Raw genomic sequence first — 18,339 nt, forward strand, 5'->3', positions numbered from 1 at the left:
ACTGAGCTTAAGCCAAGTGGCCGTACAAATCGAAATCGGAAGCCGAGTCAATCTTCACGTTCGCAAAATCGCCGAGGCGCACGAACGTGTCTTTCTCCACGGCCACCAGCACTTCGTTGTCCACTTCGGGCGAGTCAAACTCCGTCCGGCCCACGAAATGGCCGCTTTCCTTACGGTCGAACAGCACCTTGTAGGTCTGGCCCACGCGGGCTTCGTTCAGCTCCATCGAAATGCCCTGCTGCAGCTCCATGATGGCGTCGGCGCGCTCCTGTTTCAGCTCGGCCGGCACGTCGTCCACCAGCGTGTGGGAATGCGTGTTTTCCTCGTGCGAGTAGGTGAAGATGCCCAGGCGCTCGAAGCGGGTTTGCTCCACGAAGTCATACATTTCCTGGAAGTCCTTTTCCGTCTCGCCGGGGTGGCCGGCGATGAGCGTGGTGCGCAACGCGATGCCCGGCACCCGCTGCCGAATGGTATCCACCAACTCGATGGTGCGGCGCTTGGTGATGCCCCGGCGCATGCTTTTCAGCATGGCATCGGAGCCGTGCTGCAAGGGCATGTCGAGGTATTTGCAGATGTTTTCGCGCTCGGCCATCACGTCCAGCGCATCCAATGGGAATTGCGAGGGGTAGGCGTATTGCAGGCGAATCCAGTCGATGCCGTTCACGTCCGACAGGTTGCGAAGCAGGTCGGCCAGCTTGCGCTCGCCGTAGGCCTCCAGGCCGTAGTAAGTTAGGTCCTGAGCGATGAGAATCAGCTCCTTGGTGCCCATGCTGGCGAGGCGCTTGGCTTCTTTCACCAAGTCCTCCATCTTGCGGTCGACGTGCTTGCCGCGCATCAGCGGGATGGCGCAGAATGAGCAGGGGCGGTTGCAGCCCTCCGCGATTTTGAAGTAGGCGTAGTGCTTGGGCGTCGTAATCAGGCGCTCGCCGATAAGCTCGTGCTTGTAGTCGGCGTTGAGCACCTTCAGCATCTGGGGCAGCTCCAGGGTGCCAAAATAGGCATCTACCTGCGGGATTTCCACTTCCAGCTCGTCCTTGTAGCGCTGCGAGAGGCAGCCCGTCACATAAAGCTTGTCCAGCCGGCCGGCCTCTTTTTCATCCGCGTAGCGCAGGATGGTATCGATGCTTTCCTGCTTGGCGTTATCGATAAAGCCGCAGGTGTTGATGATGACGATGTTGGCGTCGGACTTCTCGGCCTCATGGGTCACATCGAAGTCGTTGGCCACGAGCTGGCCCATCAGCACTTCGCTGTCCACGATGTTCTTCGAGCAGCCGAGGGTGATGACGTTTACTTTATTGGTGGTCTGGTTTCTAACTTTCATGAATGCGGAATGGGTCGCCTGGCGTGCAGATTAGGCAGGTTTCGCAGGATAGCGGCGCGGATAATGACTTGAATAAAAGCGGGTAATTCGGAGTGCGAAAAGGATAGGCAGTCCGCTTAGGATGACAAATTTACGACGTAGCCAGTCCCCGCCCACCAGTCAGCACCGCATACACTCCCGGTAACGCCCGGCGCAGCAGTGCGCCCAGGCCGGCACTGACGGCCACAATCAGCAGCGGCAGCAACAGGTAAGTGAGCAGGTGAATGTGCGGAATGCTGCGCCCATACCGCAACGCCAGTTCCGTGGCATAGTTCACCAGTGGCACGTGCAGCACATAAATCATGAACGAAAAGCCCGTCAGCCAGCGAAACCAGGCCCGGGCCATGCACCCGCGCACAAGGCCGTTCATTCCAAACCACGCCACGAGCATGCCGCTGGCTTCGCCCATTTTGTGTAGGGCCAACATTCCCACCGCCAAGGGCATCGAAAACGACGGCCCGACGCAGAACGCCAGCCCGGTTTTGAGCAGGCACACCCCCAGCCACAGCGCCGCCAGCGGCAGCAGCCGGAGCCAGCGCGGCGGCGTCAGCACGTCCACGTTGCGCAACGCCAGCCACGTCCCTAGTCCGAAAAACAGCAACCCTTCGCCCTCAATCAGCGGCAGCGGCACCATAAAAAACCACAGTACTCCGGCTACCCAGAAGTATGCTTTGGGCCAGCGTAATAGCGCCTTTTTCAGCCATGGATACACCAGATTATACACCATTAGGCTGCGCAAAAACCACAGCTGAAACGGGGCCGGTTCCACCAGCCAGCGCACCAGCAGCTCGCCGGCGCTGAGCTGACTCAGCAGCTGCCGGGGCCAGAATGGGCTGATTTCAGCATCGATAACTGCCTGCCTGGTAACCGGAAATTGCTCCAGCGCCCACAGCGCCAGTAGCCATAGCCCGCTCCAGAGCAGGTAGGGGATGCCCAGCGTGCGCAGGCGGCGGCGCACCCGCTGGCCGTGCGGCTCGGCCCCATCGCGCCGGGCAAACAGGTAGCCCGAAATGGCAAATAGAATGGGAATGCGGAAGCGCAGCAGCCCGTTAGCCAGTAAATACTGGAGCCAGGTACCCGGCCCGAGTGGCTCCTGCACCGGCGTGAAGGGCTGCAGGTAGCGCGGGTGCAGGTTGTAGCCATGCACGTAAATCAGCAGCACCATGGCCACCAGCGACCAAAAGCGCAGCTTCTGGCTCAGGAATGGGTCGAGGCGGGTGGGCGCGGGCAGGGCATCGGGTGGCAGCATACCCGCAAGGATGCAAAAAAGCAGCGAACGGTTGTGCTAAAGAAAAAACAGAAACAAGCGGTGGTCATGCTGAGCTTGCCGAAGCATCTCTCCCGCGCAACTATTGAATTTAGTGTTGTGGGAGAGATGCTTCGGCAAGCTCAACATGACCGCCTTTATAATCGAAGCGCTGAAACTCTTACAGCGCCTCAAACTGCCGCAAAAACCGCATGTCATTCTCCGTGAAAAGCCGCAAATCCTTAATCTGATACTTGAGCATGGCGATGCGCTCGATGCCCATGCCCCAGGCGTAGCCGGAGTATTTCTCGGGGTCGATGCCGGCGTTTTCGAGCACGGCGGGGTCCACCATGCCGCAGCCGCCAATTTCAACCCAGCCCGAGTACTTGCAGATGTTGCAGCCCGCGCCCTTGCAAATCAGGCAGGTGATGTCAATTTCGGCACTGGGCTCGGTGAAAGGGAAGAAGCTGGGGCGAAACCGAATATTGATGTCGGCTCCGAACAGTTCCTGCACGAAGTAGTACACCGTCTGCTTGAGGTCGGCGAAGCTCACGCCCTCGTCAATGAAAATGCCCTCCACCTGATGAAACATCATGTGGGCGCGGGCCGAAATGGCCTCGTTGCGGAACACCCGGCCCGGCATCACCCGGCGGATGGGCAGCGGCTCGGTTTCCATCACGCGCACCTGCACGGTGCTGGTGTGGGTGCGCAGCAGGTGGGGCAGGTCGGGCGCACCGGTGGCGGCTTCGCCAGTTGTGCCAGCGTTGGCCGCGCCGGCCGCGTGCGACACCGGGGCCACGAAGAACGTGTCCTGCATATCCCGCGCCGGGTGGTTTTCGGGGAAGTTGAGGGCGGTGAAATTGTGCCAGTCGTCCTCAATCTCCGGACCTTCGGCCACGGCGAAGCCGATGCGGCCGAAGATGCGCAGCATCTCCTCGCGCACCAGGCTCAGGGGGTGGCGGGTGCCCAGGGCATTGGGCACGGGCGGCAGGGTATAGTCGAAATCAGGGTTGGCGGGGGCGTTGTCGGCGGCGGCTTCGGCGGCCGTCTGGGCCTCGTCGAAGCGGGCCTGGGCCTGCTGTTTCAGGGCGTTGAGCTGCTGGCCCACAGCGCGTTTGTCTTCGGCGGGCACGGTCTTGAGCTGGTCGAACAGGTCGGCGAGCCGGCCCTTGCGGCCGAGGTAGCTGATGCGAAAAGCATCGAGTTCGGCGGGATTATTTAGTTCGGCCGTCGTAATTTCGGCCGTCAGCGCGGTAATGGATTCCTGCATCATAGCCCGCAAAGTTACGGCAAGGGCCCGGCCCCTGCCGAACGATTCGCAAACACATTCAGTTACGCCGTTTATAAATCATCTACAAAAATCCCCAGCCATGAAGCGTGCCCTATTCTTTTTACTTATCAGCGGAGGCTTAGCTACTTCCGCCGCCGCCCAAAGCGGTGGCTGGGACGCTCCCAGTGGCTGGGATACCCCCAAAAAAGCTCCGGCTAAGAAGTCCACCAAGAGCAGCTCGTCGTCGGCCGCCGGCCAAAAAGCCGCGCAGAACGGCGGTGCTGCCGCAGTAGCCCCCGAAGCTCCGGCCGCGATGCCCACCCCCGAGGCAGCGGCTCCGGCCCCGGCCGACAAAGGTGGCTTTGGCGGTGGTGGTGCGGCAGCCGGTGGTGGCGGCGTGGCCAGTGGCCAGGGCATTTCAGTGGCGCCCGGGGCTCCGGTAATCATGCGCGGCGGCCGCAGCGTGATGGCCGATGATGCCGCCGCCATGCGCGAGCGTCGCCTCAACCGCAAGCCGCGCCGCGACAAGCCGTGGCCCCCGCGCCCGGTTACGGCCACCGCCCTCGCGCCCGTTCCCGCCGCTGCCACTCCGGTAGCCGCTGAGGCGGCCACCGGTGCCAGCAATGCCGCCAACGGGGCCGAAATGGCTCCCATGGCTGCTGCCCCCAAAGCCGGCACGCCTGCCAAGGCTCCCGCCAAAGCCGCCGCGCCCAAGAAAAAAGCGCCCGAGCCGATGGGCTGGTAGTCGCCTTGCGGTGCAAGCCCTGACCGGCTTTGATACCCATTGAAACCCTCAAATAGCAAGCCCGGTAGTGTCCTGAAACGGAACAGCCGGGCTTTTTTGTGTTCCAAATCTTCTCTGAATGGGGTTTGAGCCATTGCGCGGCTGGCGGCAAGGTAGCGGCGGGAAGCGGGCGTGGACCTCGTGGCAGGGTTTCGCGTATGCCCGGAGCCGGGCTGCTTTGCGGTGATGGCGTTCTGAATCCCTTTTCCCTCACCACCCCCAATTCACTCCTTATGATTCGCTCTGTCCTTGCCCTGCTGCTGGCGCTAACCGTTGCGGCGGGAGCATCGGCCCAAACGGCCCCTGCTACCAAAACCGCCACCCGCAAAACCACGATTACCCGCAAAACCACTCCGAAAAGAGCGGTAGTGCGCAACACCACCGCCAGCCCCGCGCCCGCCGAAACGGGTGGCCGTACCAAAACCGGCCCCGCTGGCAATGGCTCGGTAGGCTCCACGGAAAGCGCCGACGGCAAGGGCCAGGGCGTGTACGCCGCCCCCGGCATGCCCGTGAATGTGAGCGACCCCAAGAAGGTGAAAAGCTACGATGGACCCGCTTCTAGCCGCACCAAAAGCCGCACCACACTCACGCCCCGGTAATATCCTGGCTTCGGTCGATGAAACGGCCCGGTTGGTACGCATTCGCGGGCCAGCCGGGCCGTTTTGCGTGGGCCGGGTAGGAAGTAGCAGAAGTTGGCACGCTTTTCGAAATACACCCTGACAGCTAAACGAACCAACTTTTACTTCACCGCTTCTTTTTTCTTCAGCCATGTTCCGCTCCATCCTTACCCTCGCCTTGTCGGTGTTCCTGCTGGCTGAAGCCAGCGCCCAGACCACGCCCGTCGCCGCCAAAAAGAAGACGACCAAAACGGTAAAAGCCTCGGCCCGCGCCGCCAAAAAAGCCCGCCGCGTCGCCCTCAAAACCACCCCCACCACGCCCGTGATGAACGACGGCTGGCCTCCCCTCGAAACCACGCCGTCCGCCGTGGCCGCCACCAACCCCGCCACCGATGGCGGCTGGGGCTCGGTTAATCCGGCCGCCAGCACCTCGCGCGGCGAAATCGACAACGCCAACGTGTATGCCGCCCCCGGCATGCCGGTGCATATGCGCACCAGCAACGGCATGGTGCCCTACAGCGTGCGCCCGCTCCGCAAGTCGGCCGCTACGCAAACCACGCTCGGCAACTAATTCGGTCCGGTGGTGGCCCGGTGGGGTCAATCCCGGCCGGGCCGTTTTGCGTATTGCCAGTCGGCTTCCGTCGTTCGACCTCACCCGCTACGGGCCGTGGTGCGTATGACGGGAGCCGGCGCGCTTTCGGCCCCTCGGGGCAACTAGTTTCGTGTCAACTCACTTATTTAAGTCCTTCATCGATGTTTCGCTACTTTTTCGCCACGCTGCTGCTGGTCACGTTTGCCGTAACCGGGGCTAATGCGCAAACCAAAACCCGCGCCGCCCGCAAAAAAATCGCGCCCTACTCGGCCCGGGGTGCCCGCAAGGCACCCAACATCAACCCCCACACCGGCAAACCCTACGGGGCCGGCGTGTCGCAGGACGTTAAGGATGGCACGGCCTACCTCGCGCCCGGCGTGCCCATGCGCAAGCAGGTGGGCTACCAGAACAACGGCGGCTACAACGACAACCGCACCCCGCGCCCGCGCTACGTGAAGCCCGCCAACAGCAGCCTCAGCCGCGACAGCAACGTGCCAGTAGCGCCCGGCAAAACCAAGGTAAAAATTAAGCGCTAGGTTTTTTCAAACCAGAACGGTCCTGCTGAGCGCAGCCGAAGCATCTCTACCACGCAACTAATCCCAATCGAAAGGAATGGTATTGCGGTAAAGATGCTTCGGCTGCGCTCAGCAGGACCATTCTTATGTTTTCAGAAACCCCTGAGCTACGCCGGTTCGGCCACGGCGGCGGCTTCGTAGTAAAGCGTGTTGCAGTTTTCGGGACGTAGCACCAGTTGGGCCATAGCGCGCACGTCGGCCACGGTCACGGCCTGGATGCGGCGGCTTTCGTCGTTCACCAGGTTGGCATCGCCCTGTAGCTTGCTGTATGCCAGGTTCATGGCGCGGTTCAGGAGGTCGATTTCACCGAAAACCAGGCTGCTTTCGGCCTGGTTTTTTACTTTTTCGAGCTCGTGGGCGTCCACGTCTTCGGTTAGGAATTCGGCCACCACGGCTTCCACGGCGGCATCGGCAGCTTTAATATCCACGCCCTCGTTCAGTTTGCCGCTGATGACAAGCAGGCCGGGGTCGAGCGAGCCGGTGAGCGACGCCGAAATGTTATTGAACAGCGCCTGCTCCTTCACCAGCCGCTGGTGCAGCCGCGCCGATTTGCCGTGGCCCAGCATGTCGCTGAGCAGGTCCACGGCGTGGTAGCGGGCATCGCCCCGGGCGGGCATGTGGTAAGCCTTGTACAGGGCGCTGAGGGGAACTTCGGCCTGGGTGGTGAGGTGCCGGGCTGCGGCCTGGGCGGGCTCCTGGGGCAGCTGGCGCTGGTAGGCCGGCCCGCCGGCAATGGGGCCGAACCACTTCTCGGCCAACTGGCGCACGTCGGCGGCGCTCACGGCCCCAGCCACCACCAGCACGGCATTCTGGGGGGCATAGTGCTTCTTGAAAAAGCCGCGCACGTCGTCCATTACGGCGTTTTCGATGTGCGCAATCTCCTTGCCAATGGTGTTCCACTGGTAGGGGTGGGTGTGGTAGGCGAGGGGCTTGAGCTGGAGCCACACGTCGCCGTAGGGCTGGTTGAGGTAGCTCTGCTTGAACTCTTCCACCACCACTTTGCGCTGCACTTCGAGGCCGTTTTCGGAAAAGGCCAGGTTCAGCATCCGGTCGCTTTCGAGCCAGAAGCCGGTTTCGAGGTTGGCGGCCGGCAGCGAGAGGTAATAGTTCGTCACGTCGGCCGAGGTGAAGGCGTTGTTTTCGCCGCCCACGCGCTGCAACGGCTCGTCGTAGCTGGGGATGTTGACGGAGCCCGAAAACATCAGATGCTCAAACAAGTGCGCGAAGCCGGTGTGCGCGGCGTCCTCATCGCGCGAGCCCACGTCGTACATCACGTTGAGCACGGCCATGGGCGTACTGAAATCTTCGTGTACAATGCAGCGCAGGCCGTTGGCGAGGGTGAATTCGGTGAAATGAATCATAGGTAAAGCAATGGAAAGGGCTAAAGATACGAGCCGTGTCCAAGCCTGTTAACCCCGGAAAAGCCCGGCGGGTTTGCGGAGTCTCCATAAACCTGCCGGCCATGAGAAACCGGCTCACCAACACCCCTGGCTTTGCTGGTGGTGCCCGGGCGTTCGGAAAGGGACGAAGCCAGATATGCGAAACCGGCGCCTGAGGCGTTAGGCAGAAGGGTGCCGGCAGTTCAACCAGAAAAAAACGCCGTTGGTCCGGCTAAAACGACCGTTGGCGCACTTGTCAGCCGCTCAATACGGCTTCTTCCAGACCTTTATTAGCTGCCCTTGCCCTCATTTTATGCCCGAAATACTACCTGCTGCTATGACCGCCGAAGCCCCCGCTACGCTTGCCGAGGCAATGGGCCATATCGCGGCCCTCGAACAGCAGTTGGCGCTGTTGCGCGAAAGCGGCACGGCCGCCGCGCAGCAGCGGGCTTTCTACGAAACCGTTCTGAACAGCCTGCCGGCCGAAATAGGGGTGGTAGATACTGCGTTTCGCTTTCAGTACCTCAACCCGGCCGCCATGGCCGACCCCGCCGCCCGCCGGGCAGCGCAGGGCAAAACACTGGCCGAGCTGACCCCGCAGCCCGGCTGCCCGCCCGATTTCACCCCCCGGCACCGCGCCCTTTTCGACCGCGCCTGTGCCGGCCAGATGGTGGAGTGGACCGAGGTAGTGGCCAAACCCACCGGGCCGCGCCACTTTTTGCGCCGCCTGCAACCCGTATTTGGCCCCGATGGAGCCTTGGCGTGGTTTATCGGCTACGGCCTGGATGTGACCGACCGCGAGCAGGCCCGGCAGGCCCTGGCCGATGAGCAGGCGTTTACGCGGCAGGTGCTGGACACCACGCCCAGCATGATTTTCGTGCGCGACCGGGCCGGCAATTTTCTTTTTCAGAACCGCGCCATTCAGGAGCTGCGGGATGCTGCCCGCCTGGAAGGTGATGCCGATACCCGCCGCCAGACCCGGGACGCCGAGCTGGCCCACTTTGCCAAAGTCGATGCCCAGGTAATGGACGGCAACCAGGAAATAGCGGTGGAGGACTGCTTCACCCTGGCCGATGGCAGCCTGCGCTGGTACCACTCCACCAAGCGCCCATTGCACCGCCCCGACGGCACAGTGCATGTGTTGGGCGTGAGCACCGACATTACCGAGCTGAAAGCCGCCCAGCTGGCCGCCGAGGCTGCCGCCACCGCGCGTCAGAACTTCCTGGCCAACATGAGCCACGAAATCCGTACGCCGCTCAATGGCGTGCTGGGCATGGCGGCCCACCTGGCCAAAACCCCGCTCGACCCGCGCCAGCAGCAGCTCATCGACATCATGCAGCGCTCCGGGCAGCACCTGCTGAGCGTGGTGAACGACGTGCTCGACATGGCCAAAATCAGCTCGGGCAAGCTGGAAATGGAGCAGGTGGCGTTCAACCTCTGCGATTCGGTGAGCGCGGCGTTGCAGCCGCTGGCCTTGCAGGCCACCGAGAAAGGCCTGGTGTTCGAGGGCACTTCGTTGCGGACAATCTCTCCCCAGCCTTGGGTGATTGGCGACGCGCACCGCCTCAATCAGATTATCATCAACCTAGTCAGCAACGCGCTCAAGTTCACCGAGCGGGGCACCATCAATGTGTCGAGCGAACTGGCGGCCGAAACGGCCGACAGCCTCACGGCCCGGTTCAGCGTGGCCGATACGGGCATTGGCATTGCCCCGGCCCAGCAAGAGCGCATCTTCGAGAGCTTTACGCAGGCCTATGCCGATACCAGCCGCCAGTTCGGCGGTACCGGGCTGGGGCTGAGCATTGCCCGGGCGCTGGTGGCGCAGCTGGGCGGCACCCTTACCCTGACCAGCGCCATGGGCCGGGGCACCACGTTCGTGTTCACGGTGACGCTGCCCAAGGCCCCGGTGCCGGCGCTGGCCCCGGCCTTTGCGGCGGCCTACGACACCGGCCGGCTGGCCGGGGTGCGGGTGCTGATGGTGGAAGACAACGAAATAAACCGGGCCGTGGCCCAGATGACGCTGGCCCCTTGGGGCGTGGTGCTGGAAGAAGCCGAAGATGGCCCCGCCGGCCTGGCCTGTCTCGAAGCCAACCCCTACGACATCGTGCTGATGGACATTCAGATGCCCGGTATGAGCGGCGTGGACGTGACCCGCTACCTGCGCCAGCTGCCCGATGCCCGACGAGCGGCTACGCCCGTCATTGCCCTCACGGCCAATGCCTTTCGGTCTGATGTGGAGCACTACCTAGCCGCTGGCATGAACGATTACTTGGCCAAGCCCTTCGACGAAGAGGTGCTGTACCATAAGATGGTGGCCCTGCTCGATGCGGCAGCCGAGCCGCCCTACGACCTGGCGCGCCTGCGCCGGCAGTCGCAGGGCCACGCCGCGTTTGTGGGGCAGATACTGCGCTCGTTTCAGGCCAATATGCCCAAGAGCCTGGCGCAGCTGCACGCCGCCGCCGCCACCCGGCACTGGGCGCAGGCTGCCGAAATCGCCCACCACATCAAGCCCAACTTGCTGGCCCTGGGCGTGGCGGGCGTGGCCGCGCCACTGGAAACCCTCAGCCTGGCCCATGCCAAGGCCACGCCGGGCACCATGCCCGCGCCGGAAGTGCTGGCCGGGGCCGTGGCGCAGCTGGCCACCGTGGTGGGCCGGGTGCTGGCCGCCATGCCGGCCGAGCTTGCCGCGCTGCAAGCCACCGCCTAAAGCGGGGCCAGCCGCCGCATCAGCGCGGCTTTGTGGAGCTTGCCCACGGGCACGGTGTAGGGACCCATCACCAGCTGGTGGTCATCTATGGCATCGATGCGGCGCGTGTTCACGATGTAGGAGCGGTGTACCCGCACGAAGTGGCTGAACGGCAGCCGCTCCTCCAGACTCTTGAGCGTGACGTGTACAATGTGCTTGTGCGTGGCCGTGACCAGCACCGAGTAGGTGGACAGGGCCTCGATGTAGAACACCTCATCGAAATTAATGCGCACCAGCCGGCCATTGACTCTGACAAACACGTTGGAATTGTCGGGGGCGGGAAAAGCGGGGACTGCCGGGTGCCGCTGCCAGGCGCGCACCTGCTGCACGGCCTGCAGAAAGCGGGCGTAGTCCACGGGCTTCACCAGATAGTCGGCCACGGGCAGCTCGAAGGCCTCGGCGGCAAAGCTGTGGTGCGAGGTAACCAGCACAATGGCCGGCAGGGGCTGGGACAATATCCGAACCAGCTCCAGGCCGGTAAGGTGGGGCATTTCAATGTCGAGCAGCAGCAGGTCAATTGGCGGGTGCGTTTGCAGGAAGTGCAGGGCCGCGAGGCCGTCCGGCAGCGTGGCGACCAGTTCCAGGCCGGGCGTGAGGGCCACAAAATGCTCCAGGGCCAGGCGGCTCATCTCATTGTCGTCGACGATGACGCAGGTAAGCGGGCGAAGGTTAGCCATAGCCGTGAGGTAGGAAAGGAGCTGCCGGGGTGGTAGTTCCACCAACCATGGTAGCGGTTTATAGGTGCTATAAAGCGCTGATTCTTGGCGGGTGAAGGCAGCTGTATAACGCTGAAATTGGCGCAAATGCCTGCCGCGTCTCAAGGTGCTGATTTTCTCGTAGGATTCCTATGTTTTTTGCCATCTCACCCGTTTTCGCTCGTTGCTGCCCCGCCTGCTGTGGTGGCCGGGCCGTGCTGCCCACGGCCATAAAATGACGGCGGCGGGGGGGGGGGGGGGGCCCCCCCCCCCCCCCCCCCCCCCCCCCCCACCCCCCCCCCCCCCCCCCCCCCCCCCCGCCGCCCCCCCCCCCCCCCAACCCCCCCCCCCCCCCCCCCGCCGCCGGGTGGCAGCAGCCCAATACTTGCCTCCGGGGCCTATTGCAACACTACGCGCCGAGCCATCGTGGTGGTGCCAGCCCGGAGGCGCAGGGTGTACACGCCTGGGGCCAGCGCGGCGGTTTCAACCGCCAGGCGGGTGCCGCTGGCGGGCAGCACGGCTGTTTGGTGCTGCACCACCTGCCCCAAGGCATTAAGCAACTCGGCCTGCACCGTGGAGGGAGCGCCGGCCATGGCGGGTATCAGCACGGCAAAGGCGTCGTGGGCGGGGTTGGGGTAGAGGGTAATGTCGGGGGCGGTCTGCGCCGGGGTATTGGCCAGCACGATGTACGTATTGAGCAGCACGCCCACCGTACCACTGGTGTAGTTGGCCACGGCGATGTCGCGCCGGCCGTCGTTGTTCAGGTCGGCCACGGCGAGGCCGATGGGGCCATTGCCGCCGCTGGAATAGGTAGTGGCCGGCGCAAAAGTGCCGGCCTGCGCCGCCCGGCCCGTGAGCACGCCAATTGAGCCGCTTCCGTTATTTCCCACCACAATATCCAGCCGGCCGTCGCCATTTATATCGCTCAGAACAGCAAAATTGGGCTCGATGCCGCCGCTGGAGTAGGTGACGGGCGTGGCAAAAAGGCTGCCCGTGCCGGCGGTGCCCAGCAGCACGCTCACCGTAGCGCCCGAGGAATTGGCCGTCACAAGGTCGGTCCGGCCGTCGCCGTTCACGTCGCCCAACGCCACGCTCACCGTCCCGGTGCTCCCGCTGGCATACGTGAGCGCGGGGGTGAAAGTGCCCAAGGTGGTGGCCGACGCCAGTAGCACGCCCACACCGGTACCCATGTTGCTGCCCATTACAAGGTCGGGCCGCCCGTCGGCGTTCACGTCGCCGATGGTGATGCCGATGGGGGCCGTGAGGCCACTGGCGTACGTGGTGGCCGGCGAGAAGCTGCCCGCCGGGCTGGCGGAGTTCAGAAATACCGATACCGTACCGGCACCGGTATTGGTGGCCGCAATGTCGAGCCGGCCATCACCGTTCACATCGCCGAGGGCCACAATGTTGGTGTTCGAGGTTCCGGTGAGGTAGGTGCTGGCCGCGCCAAAGGTGCCGGGCGCGGTGGCCGAATTCAGCATGATGCCCACCGTGCCGGTTTGCTGGTTGGCAGTCACGATGTCGAGCCGGCCGTCGCCGTTCACATCACCCAGCGCGATGCCGGTGGGCCGGGTGCCCGTGCCGGTCGGGTACGAGACGGCCGCGGCGTAGGCGGCTCCCGTTCCGGTCCGGCCCAGCAGCACGCTCACGTTGTCGGTGCCCTGGTTGGCCATCACAATGTCGTTCAGGCCATCGCTGTTCACGTCGCCCAGGGCCACGCCCAGGGGCGAGGTGCCGCTGCTGAAGTAAGTAGTGGCCGGTCCAAAGCTGGATTGGGCAAATGCCCCCGGGGCCACCCCCAGCAGGGCCAGTAGCAGCGCCCCGCGCTGCTGGCGGCGGGATAATCCATTAATGAGCGGCGTGAGAAAAGGTTTTTTCATGAAATGATGAAATGGAGGGAAATGAAAACGGGCCTGATGGGTAAAATCCGACAAGGACCCGGGCGTAAAGAAAAGCACGAACACAGGCTCGTGCGGAAAGTAGCCTGGTGCGGGCCCTGCTTTCCTACCTTTGCCCACCCAAACCCACCCACCCCGTCATGACTTTTGACCGCCACGACCTCTCCAACGAAACCCTCCTGCACCTCTACCAGCACCTGCTGCGCCCCCGGCTGATTGAGGAGAAAATGCTGATTCTGCTGCGCCAGGGCAAGGTGAGCAAGTGGTTTTCGGGTATCGGGCAGGAGGCCATCTCGGTGGGCAGCACCCTGGCCCTGGAAGCCGACGAGTACATTTTGCCGCTGCACCGCAACCTGGGCGTGTTCACGGGGCGCGAGGTGCCGCTGGGCCGCCTGTTTGCGCAGTGGCAGGGCAAACGCCTGGGCTTCACCAAGGGCCGCGACCGCAGCTTTCACTTCGGCACCAACGAGCACCACATCGTGGGCATGATTTCGCACCTCGGCCCGCAGCTGGCCGTGGCTGGTGGCATTGCTTTGGCCGATTTGCTGGATAAAAACCCCAAAGTGACGCTGACTTATTCCGGCGACGGTGGCGCTTCGGAGGGCGACTTCCACGAAGCGCTGAACGTGGCCGCCGTGTGGCAGCTGCCCGTCATTTTCATGATTGAGAACAACGGCTACGGCCTGAGCACGCCCAGCAACGAGCAGTTCCGCTTCAAGTCCTTCGTCGACAAAGGTCCCGCCTACGGCATGGAAGCCGTGCAGGTAGACGGCAACAACGTGCTGGAAGTGTACACCACCGTGAAGCGCCTGGCCGAGGACCTGCGCCAAAACCCGCGCCCCGTGCTGGTAGAGGCCCTTACGTTCCGGATGCGCGGCCACGAGGAAGCCAGCGGCACCAAGTATGTGCCCCAGAGCCTGATGGAAGAATGGGCCGCCAAAGACCCGGTGGAAAATTTCGAAAAATGGCTGCTGGACGAGGGCATCCTCACCGAAACCGCCAAGCACGGCATCCGCGAGAAAATCAAAGCCGCCATCGAGGCCGGCCTTCAGGAAGCCGATGCGGAGCCGATGCCTACGGCCGACATCGCCGAGGAAATTGCGGATATGTACGCGCCCTTCGATGCGCCCGCTACGGACGCCCCGCAGGACGGCCCGGTCCGCGAAATCCGCTTCATCGACGCCATTTCCGAGGGCATGAAGCAGAGCATGCAGCGCTATCCCGAGCTCGTGCTCATGGGCCAGGACATTGCCGACTACGGCGGCGTGTTCAAAATAACGGAAGGCTTCGTGGCCGAATTCGGCAAGGCGCGGGTTCGCAATACGCCGCTGTGCGAGTCGGCCATTGTGGGCATCGGCTTGGGCCTGAGCATCAAGCGCAAGAAAAGCATGGTTGAGATGCAGTTTGCCGATTTCGTGACCTGCGGCTTCAACCAGATTGTGAACAACCTGGCCAAAAGCCACTACCGCTGGGGCCAGAACGCCGACGTGGTGGTGCGGATGCCCACCGGCGCGGGCAGCGCCGCCGGCCCTTTCCATAGCCAAAGCAACGAAGCCTGGTTCACGCACGTGCCCGGCCTGAAAGTGGTGTACCCCAGCAACCCGCACGACGCCAAGGGCCTGCTCTGCGCCGCCTTTGAGGACCCCAACCCGGTGCTGTACTTTGAGCACAAGATGCTGTACCGCAGCCTTTCCGGCCCCGTGCCGGAGGCGTACTACACCACACCCATCGGCCAGGCCGCGCTGGCGGCCGAGGGTAACGAGCTGAGCATCATTACCTACGGCATGGGCGTGCGCTGGGCCCTGCAAACCTGCCAGGACCTGGGCGTGTCGGCCGACATTCTGGACCTGCGCACCCTGCTGCCCTGGGACCAGGAGGCGGTGCGCAAAACCGTAGCGAAAAACGGCCGCGTCCTCATCCTGCACGAGGACACGATGACCGGCGGCATCGGCGGCGAAATCGCGGCCTGGATTGGCGAGAATTGCTTCGAACACCTCGATGCGCCGGTGCGCCGCGTGGCGTCGCTGGACACGGCCATTCCATTTGCGCCGCCGCTGGAGGCCGCCTTCCTGCCCCAGCAGCGCCTGCGCGAGCAGGTGCAGGCCCTGCGTAATTACTAGCCGGCGGGTTGGCGCGGTTTTCGCGCGTGACCCACGTATCTTTCTGTACCTGATTTAATTGGTTCTGCCTGCTTTGCGGTGAAATACTGTTTACCCTCCGTTGTGTTCCGGTCCTTGCTGGGCGTGCTGCTGCTGGCTGCGCTGGGCAGCTGCACGCTCTACCACAAGGTGTTTCACCCGTACCGGTTGCCCACGCCCAAGCCGTCGCCGGAGTTCATTGCGCAGCAGAAAGAGAAGAAGGAGCACGAAAAGCTGACGAGCGACCTGGCCAAATCGGCCGCCTCAGTCAAGAAGAAATCGGGTGGAGATGCTCCGGAAGCTGCCACCGATGTCTCGACGCCCAGCAATGCCGGGGCCACGGCCAGCGCCAGCACCACCGATAGCAAAGGCAGCGTATACCCGGAGCGCTCCACGGTGCGGTACGATAAGCACGGGCTCATGAAGAAGCCCAAGCTGAACCGCCGCAAGCGCCACAAAGTGAGCAAGGGCTTCCATCCCATCGAGTCTGTCCGCAACTTCTTCAAATACGGCTTCCATGCAAAACCCAACTACAGCCCCGACCACCGGCCGGCGCCCAAGCAGCCCAGCGCGACGCCCGAACAGGAATTGCCCGATGAAGCCATGCCCACTCCCGCAGCGCCAGCTACGGAGCCCGCGCCAAGCCCCGTGCCTCGCGGCAAGCCTTAGCCGGCTGCTGGGCCTGCTGGCCGTTGCCATCTTTTTGCTGAGTGCCGCGCCCGCCCAGGCCCAGATTGAGCGCACCAAGCCCGGCAAAATAAAAGCCGCCAACCGCCGCGCCCTGCGCGAAGACCGCACCACCGACTCGCCCTACAAAGACAGCCACCTCGGCGTGACCCGCGTGCAGCTCAAGCGCGGCCAAAGCACCCAGGCGGTGCCCGAAACCCGCAAAGACCTCAACTACAAGTCCGGCACCGCGCCCAACGTGCAGCCCCCCGGTTTCCTGGGCCTGCGCCGCAAAAAGAACAACCTGCAACGCCCGCCCGCCCAATCCGGTAGCAAAAAGAACAAGTCCCCCGAAAAAGAATGAGCCATCCGGCGGGAATCTACTGGTCCTAATTTGTTGTAGTGTACCAACGCGCCGTAACTCGTTTTATCCGGCCCAAACGCTTCATCCAATCTCTAATTATCGCAATGTCCACTCCCTGGCTTCCCCTCACCCAGCCCGACGAAATCACCCAGCTGGCCCAGTCCTCGCACGCGCAGCCGGTGCTTATTTTCAAGCACAGCACCACCTGCTCCATCAGCGCGGCGGCCAAGAGCAAGATTGAGCGCCAGTGGGCCGATAGCGGCCTCGACCTGCCCATCTACTACCTCGATTTGCTGCGCTTCCGGCCCCTGTCGGCCCAGGTAGCCGAGCAGTTTGGCATCCGCCACGAGTCGCCGCAGCTCCTGCTCATCCAGGCCGGCGAATGCACTTACGATGCCTCGCATATGGGCATCCGCCTCGCCGACGTGAAGCAGGCCGTGAATGGCTAGCAACCAGCAGTAAAGAAAGGAACGGCTGCCCGGTTTCATGCGTTGAAACCGGCAGCCGTTCCTTTCTTCTAACCCCTTGTTATTTATACTCGAACACGATGTTCTGCCGCACGTCCGGGTGCAGGCTCAGGCCCACCGGGCAGGTGTGGGCCGAGCGTTCCAGCAGGGCGCGCTCGGTGGGCGTGAGGGCGGCGGGCAGCGTAAACGTCACGTCGATTTGGGCAATGCGGCGCGGCGCTTCCGTGCTCATGTGCTTCACCACAGCAAAGGTGCTGCCCACCAGGTCCCACTGGTGGCGCTCGGCCACAATGCCCATCACCGTCATCATGCACGAGCCCAAGGCCGTGCTCACGAGGTCGGTGGGGGAGAAGGCTTCGCCCCGGCCGTGATTATCGACGGGGGCGTCGGTCTGAATAACATTGCTTGAGGCAACGTGCGTGGCTTCGGTGCGGAGGTGGCCCGCGTAACGGGCAGTGGCGGTGTTCATCAAATCAGGAAGTTAACTTTACAAAGTTGTTTGTTCTTTTGCTAAATTACGTATTACGTGGTGCGTCGCATTTTCGGCGTCGGTTCGGGTCCCATTTCGGTTGAAGATTATGCGTTTTTTCTCTGCCCATACCTACCGCTGGGGCCTGCTGGCTGCCGGCCTGCTCACGGCCGCCGGCGCGCACGCCCAGGACCGCGCCGCACCGGCCGCCAAGCCTGCGCCGGCTCCCGCACCGGCCGCGCCTTCCCGCTCCTCGTCGGCCCCGTTGCGTACCGATATGATTCCCGACGCGCCCTCCGATGAGCAGTCGTATCAGAAAGAATTTGTTTTCGGAATAAACTTCAACAACCAGGGCGGCCTGCTGGGCGGCGCGTCCATCCGCTCCACGCGGGTGATGGACGGTCGCCTGCTGCGCTTTTGGAGCCTGGAGGGTGTGATGCTGAAAAACGCCAAGGAAGTGCGCGTTAACTCCCTGATTGGCGGGACTTACATTACCCGCAAAACCAACTATGCCTTCGTGTTGCGGCCTTCGGTGGGCATCCAGCGCATCCTGTTCCGCAAGGCTGCCGATGCCGGGGTGCAGGTGAATGCCCTGCTCAGTGCGGGGCCGTCCATCGGCCTGCTGATGCCTTACTACATCAGCTACGACCGCACGGCCACGCGCACGAACGTCATCAACCTCTCGACCGATGAGATTGTGAACGAGCAGTACGACCCCTACAAGCACACCATCACGGGCGCGATTCTCGACCACGGCCCCCTGTTCAGCGGCATTGGCCAGACGCAGGTGGTGCCCGGCTTCCACCTGCGCGGCGGCCTTAGCTTCGAGTATGGCCGCTACCGCGATGCCGTGACGGGCCTGGAAGCTGGCTTCCTGGTAGAAGCCTTCACCAAGCGCCTGCTCATTCTTAGCCCTAGCATCCTGTCCGATGCCGACGAGCTGAACCGCAAGTTTTTCCCCTCGGTCTACCTCACGCTGTATTTCGGGCACCGCTCTTAAGGGAATTATAAATTATGAATTGGCGGCCAGAGCCGGTGCCGAAGCACTTCGTTCGTAATTTTGTTGTGTCTGG

Annotated in this window: 17 protein-coding genes; 10 read left to right on the plus strand and 7 right to left on the minus strand. The window is 63.1% G+C overall.

Annotated features, from left to right (window positions below):
• Positions 1-7: 7 nt before the first annotated feature.
• From rimO to pheS, 3 genes are all read right to left on the minus strand, one after another.
• Positions 8-1,321, minus strand: coding sequence for a 30S ribosomal protein S12 methylthiotransferase RimO (rimO, locus tag ACVWYF_RS21115; RefSeq protein WP_457071861.1), 1,314 nt, complete (start codon positions 1,319-1,321; stop codon positions 8-10).
• A gap of 130 nt (positions 1,322-1,451) precedes the next feature.
• Positions 1,452-2,609 (minus strand): acyltransferase family protein, encoded by a 1,158-nt coding sequence (locus ACVWYF_RS21120; protein WP_457071863.1) that lies wholly within the window; start codon positions 2,607-2,609, stop codon positions 1,452-1,454.
• Positions 2,610-2,787: 178 nt separating this feature from the next.
• Entirely contained in the window at positions 2,788-3,876 is a 1,089-nt protein-coding gene (gene pheS / locus ACVWYF_RS21125; RefSeq protein WP_457071996.1) for a phenylalanine--tRNA ligase subunit alpha, read from the minus strand.
• Positions 3,877-3,976: 100 nt separating this feature from the next.
• On the opposite strand from pheS, the gene ACVWYF_RS21130 reads away from it, so the two are divergent.
• The 4 genes from ACVWYF_RS21130 (at position 3,977) to ACVWYF_RS21145 (ending at position 6,405) form a co-directional block, all read left to right on the plus strand.
• Positions 3,977-4,621 carry a hypothetical protein gene (locus ACVWYF_RS21130; RefSeq protein WP_457071865.1) on the plus strand — a complete coding sequence of 215 codons (645 nt, stop codon included), beginning with the start codon at positions 3,977-3,979 and terminating at the stop codon, positions 4,619-4,621.
• 272 nt (positions 4,622-4,893) lie between these two features.
• Positions 4,894-5,259, plus strand: coding sequence for a hypothetical protein (locus ACVWYF_RS21135; protein WP_457071867.1), 366 nt, complete (start codon positions 4,894-4,896; stop codon positions 5,257-5,259).
• 169 nt (positions 5,260-5,428) lie between these two features.
• Positions 5,429-5,848: a hypothetical protein gene (locus tag ACVWYF_RS21140; RefSeq protein ID WP_457071869.1), complete on the plus strand. Its 420-nt coding sequence runs from the start codon at positions 5,429-5,431 to the stop codon at positions 5,846-5,848.
• 182 nt (positions 5,849-6,030) lie between these two features.
• Positions 6,031-6,405 (plus strand): hypothetical protein, encoded by a 375-nt coding sequence (locus tag ACVWYF_RS21145; RefSeq protein ID WP_457071871.1) that lies wholly within the window; start codon positions 6,031-6,033, stop codon positions 6,403-6,405.
• Between the two features lie 146 nt (positions 6,406-6,551).
• On the opposite strand, the gene ACVWYF_RS21150 is transcribed toward ACVWYF_RS21145, so the two are convergent.
• Positions 6,552-7,805, minus strand: coding sequence for a M16 family metallopeptidase (locus tag ACVWYF_RS21150; protein WP_457071873.1), 1,254 nt, complete (start codon positions 7,803-7,805; stop codon positions 6,552-6,554).
• A gap of 355 nt (positions 7,806-8,160) precedes the next feature.
• Here ACVWYF_RS21150 and ACVWYF_RS21155 point away from each other — a divergent pair, with 355 nt between their 5' ends.
• A complete protein-coding gene (locus ACVWYF_RS21155) occupies positions 8,161-10,530 on the plus strand; it encodes an ATP-binding protein (RefSeq protein ID WP_457071875.1) in 2,370 nt (789 codons plus the stop codon).
• Here ACVWYF_RS21155 and ACVWYF_RS21160 read toward each other — a convergent pair.
• Positions 10,527-11,246: a LytR/AlgR family response regulator transcription factor gene (locus ACVWYF_RS21160; RefSeq protein ID WP_457071877.1), complete on the minus strand. Its 720-nt coding sequence runs from the start codon at positions 11,244-11,246 to the stop codon at positions 10,527-10,529. The genes ACVWYF_RS21155 and ACVWYF_RS21160 overlap by 4 nt on opposite strands.
• 416 nt (positions 11,247-11,662) lie before the next feature.
• A complete protein-coding gene (locus tag ACVWYF_RS21165; RefSeq protein WP_457071879.1) occupies positions 11,663-13,144 on the minus strand; it encodes an FG-GAP-like repeat-containing protein in 1,482 nt (493 codons plus the stop codon).
• 158 nt (positions 13,145-13,302) lie between these two features.
• On the opposite strand from ACVWYF_RS21165, the gene ACVWYF_RS21170 reads away from it, so the two are divergent.
• From ACVWYF_RS21170 to ytxJ, 4 genes are all read left to right on the plus strand, one after another.
• Positions 13,303-15,282: an alpha-ketoacid dehydrogenase subunit alpha/beta gene (locus tag ACVWYF_RS21170; RefSeq protein WP_457071881.1), complete on the plus strand. Its 1,980-nt coding sequence runs from the start codon at positions 13,303-13,305 to the stop codon at positions 15,280-15,282.
• 102 nt (positions 15,283-15,384) lie between these two features.
• Positions 15,385-15,969 (plus strand): hypothetical protein, encoded by a 585-nt coding sequence (locus tag ACVWYF_RS21175; protein ID WP_457071883.1) that lies wholly within the window; start codon positions 15,385-15,387, stop codon positions 15,967-15,969.
• 34 nt (positions 15,970-16,003) lie between these two features.
• Entirely contained in the window at positions 16,004-16,330 is a 327-nt protein-coding gene (locus tag ACVWYF_RS21180; RefSeq protein ID WP_457071885.1) for a hypothetical protein, read from the plus strand.
• 104 nt (positions 16,331-16,434) lie between these two features.
• The gene (gene ytxJ, locus ACVWYF_RS21185) at positions 16,435-16,779 is read left to right on the plus strand and encodes a bacillithiol system redox-active protein YtxJ (RefSeq protein WP_457071887.1); all 345 of its coding nucleotides are present in this window, start codon (positions 16,435-16,437) and stop codon (positions 16,777-16,779) included.
• Between the two features lie 79 nt (positions 16,780-16,858).
• Here ytxJ and ACVWYF_RS21190 read toward each other — a convergent pair whose 3' ends face one another.
• Positions 16,859-17,266 carry an OsmC family protein gene (locus ACVWYF_RS21190; RefSeq protein WP_457071889.1) on the minus strand — a complete coding sequence of 136 codons (408 nt, stop codon included), beginning with the start codon at positions 17,264-17,266 and terminating at the stop codon, positions 16,859-16,861.
• 109 nt (positions 17,267-17,375) lie between these two features.
• Between ACVWYF_RS21190 and ACVWYF_RS21195 the strand changes: the two genes are divergently transcribed.
• Entirely contained in the window at positions 17,376-18,266 is an 891-nt protein-coding gene (locus ACVWYF_RS21195; protein ID WP_457071891.1) for a hypothetical protein, read from the plus strand.
• Positions 18,267-18,339 lie beyond the last annotated feature (73 nt).

Source organism: Hymenobacter sp. UYAg731, assembly GCF_054061335.1.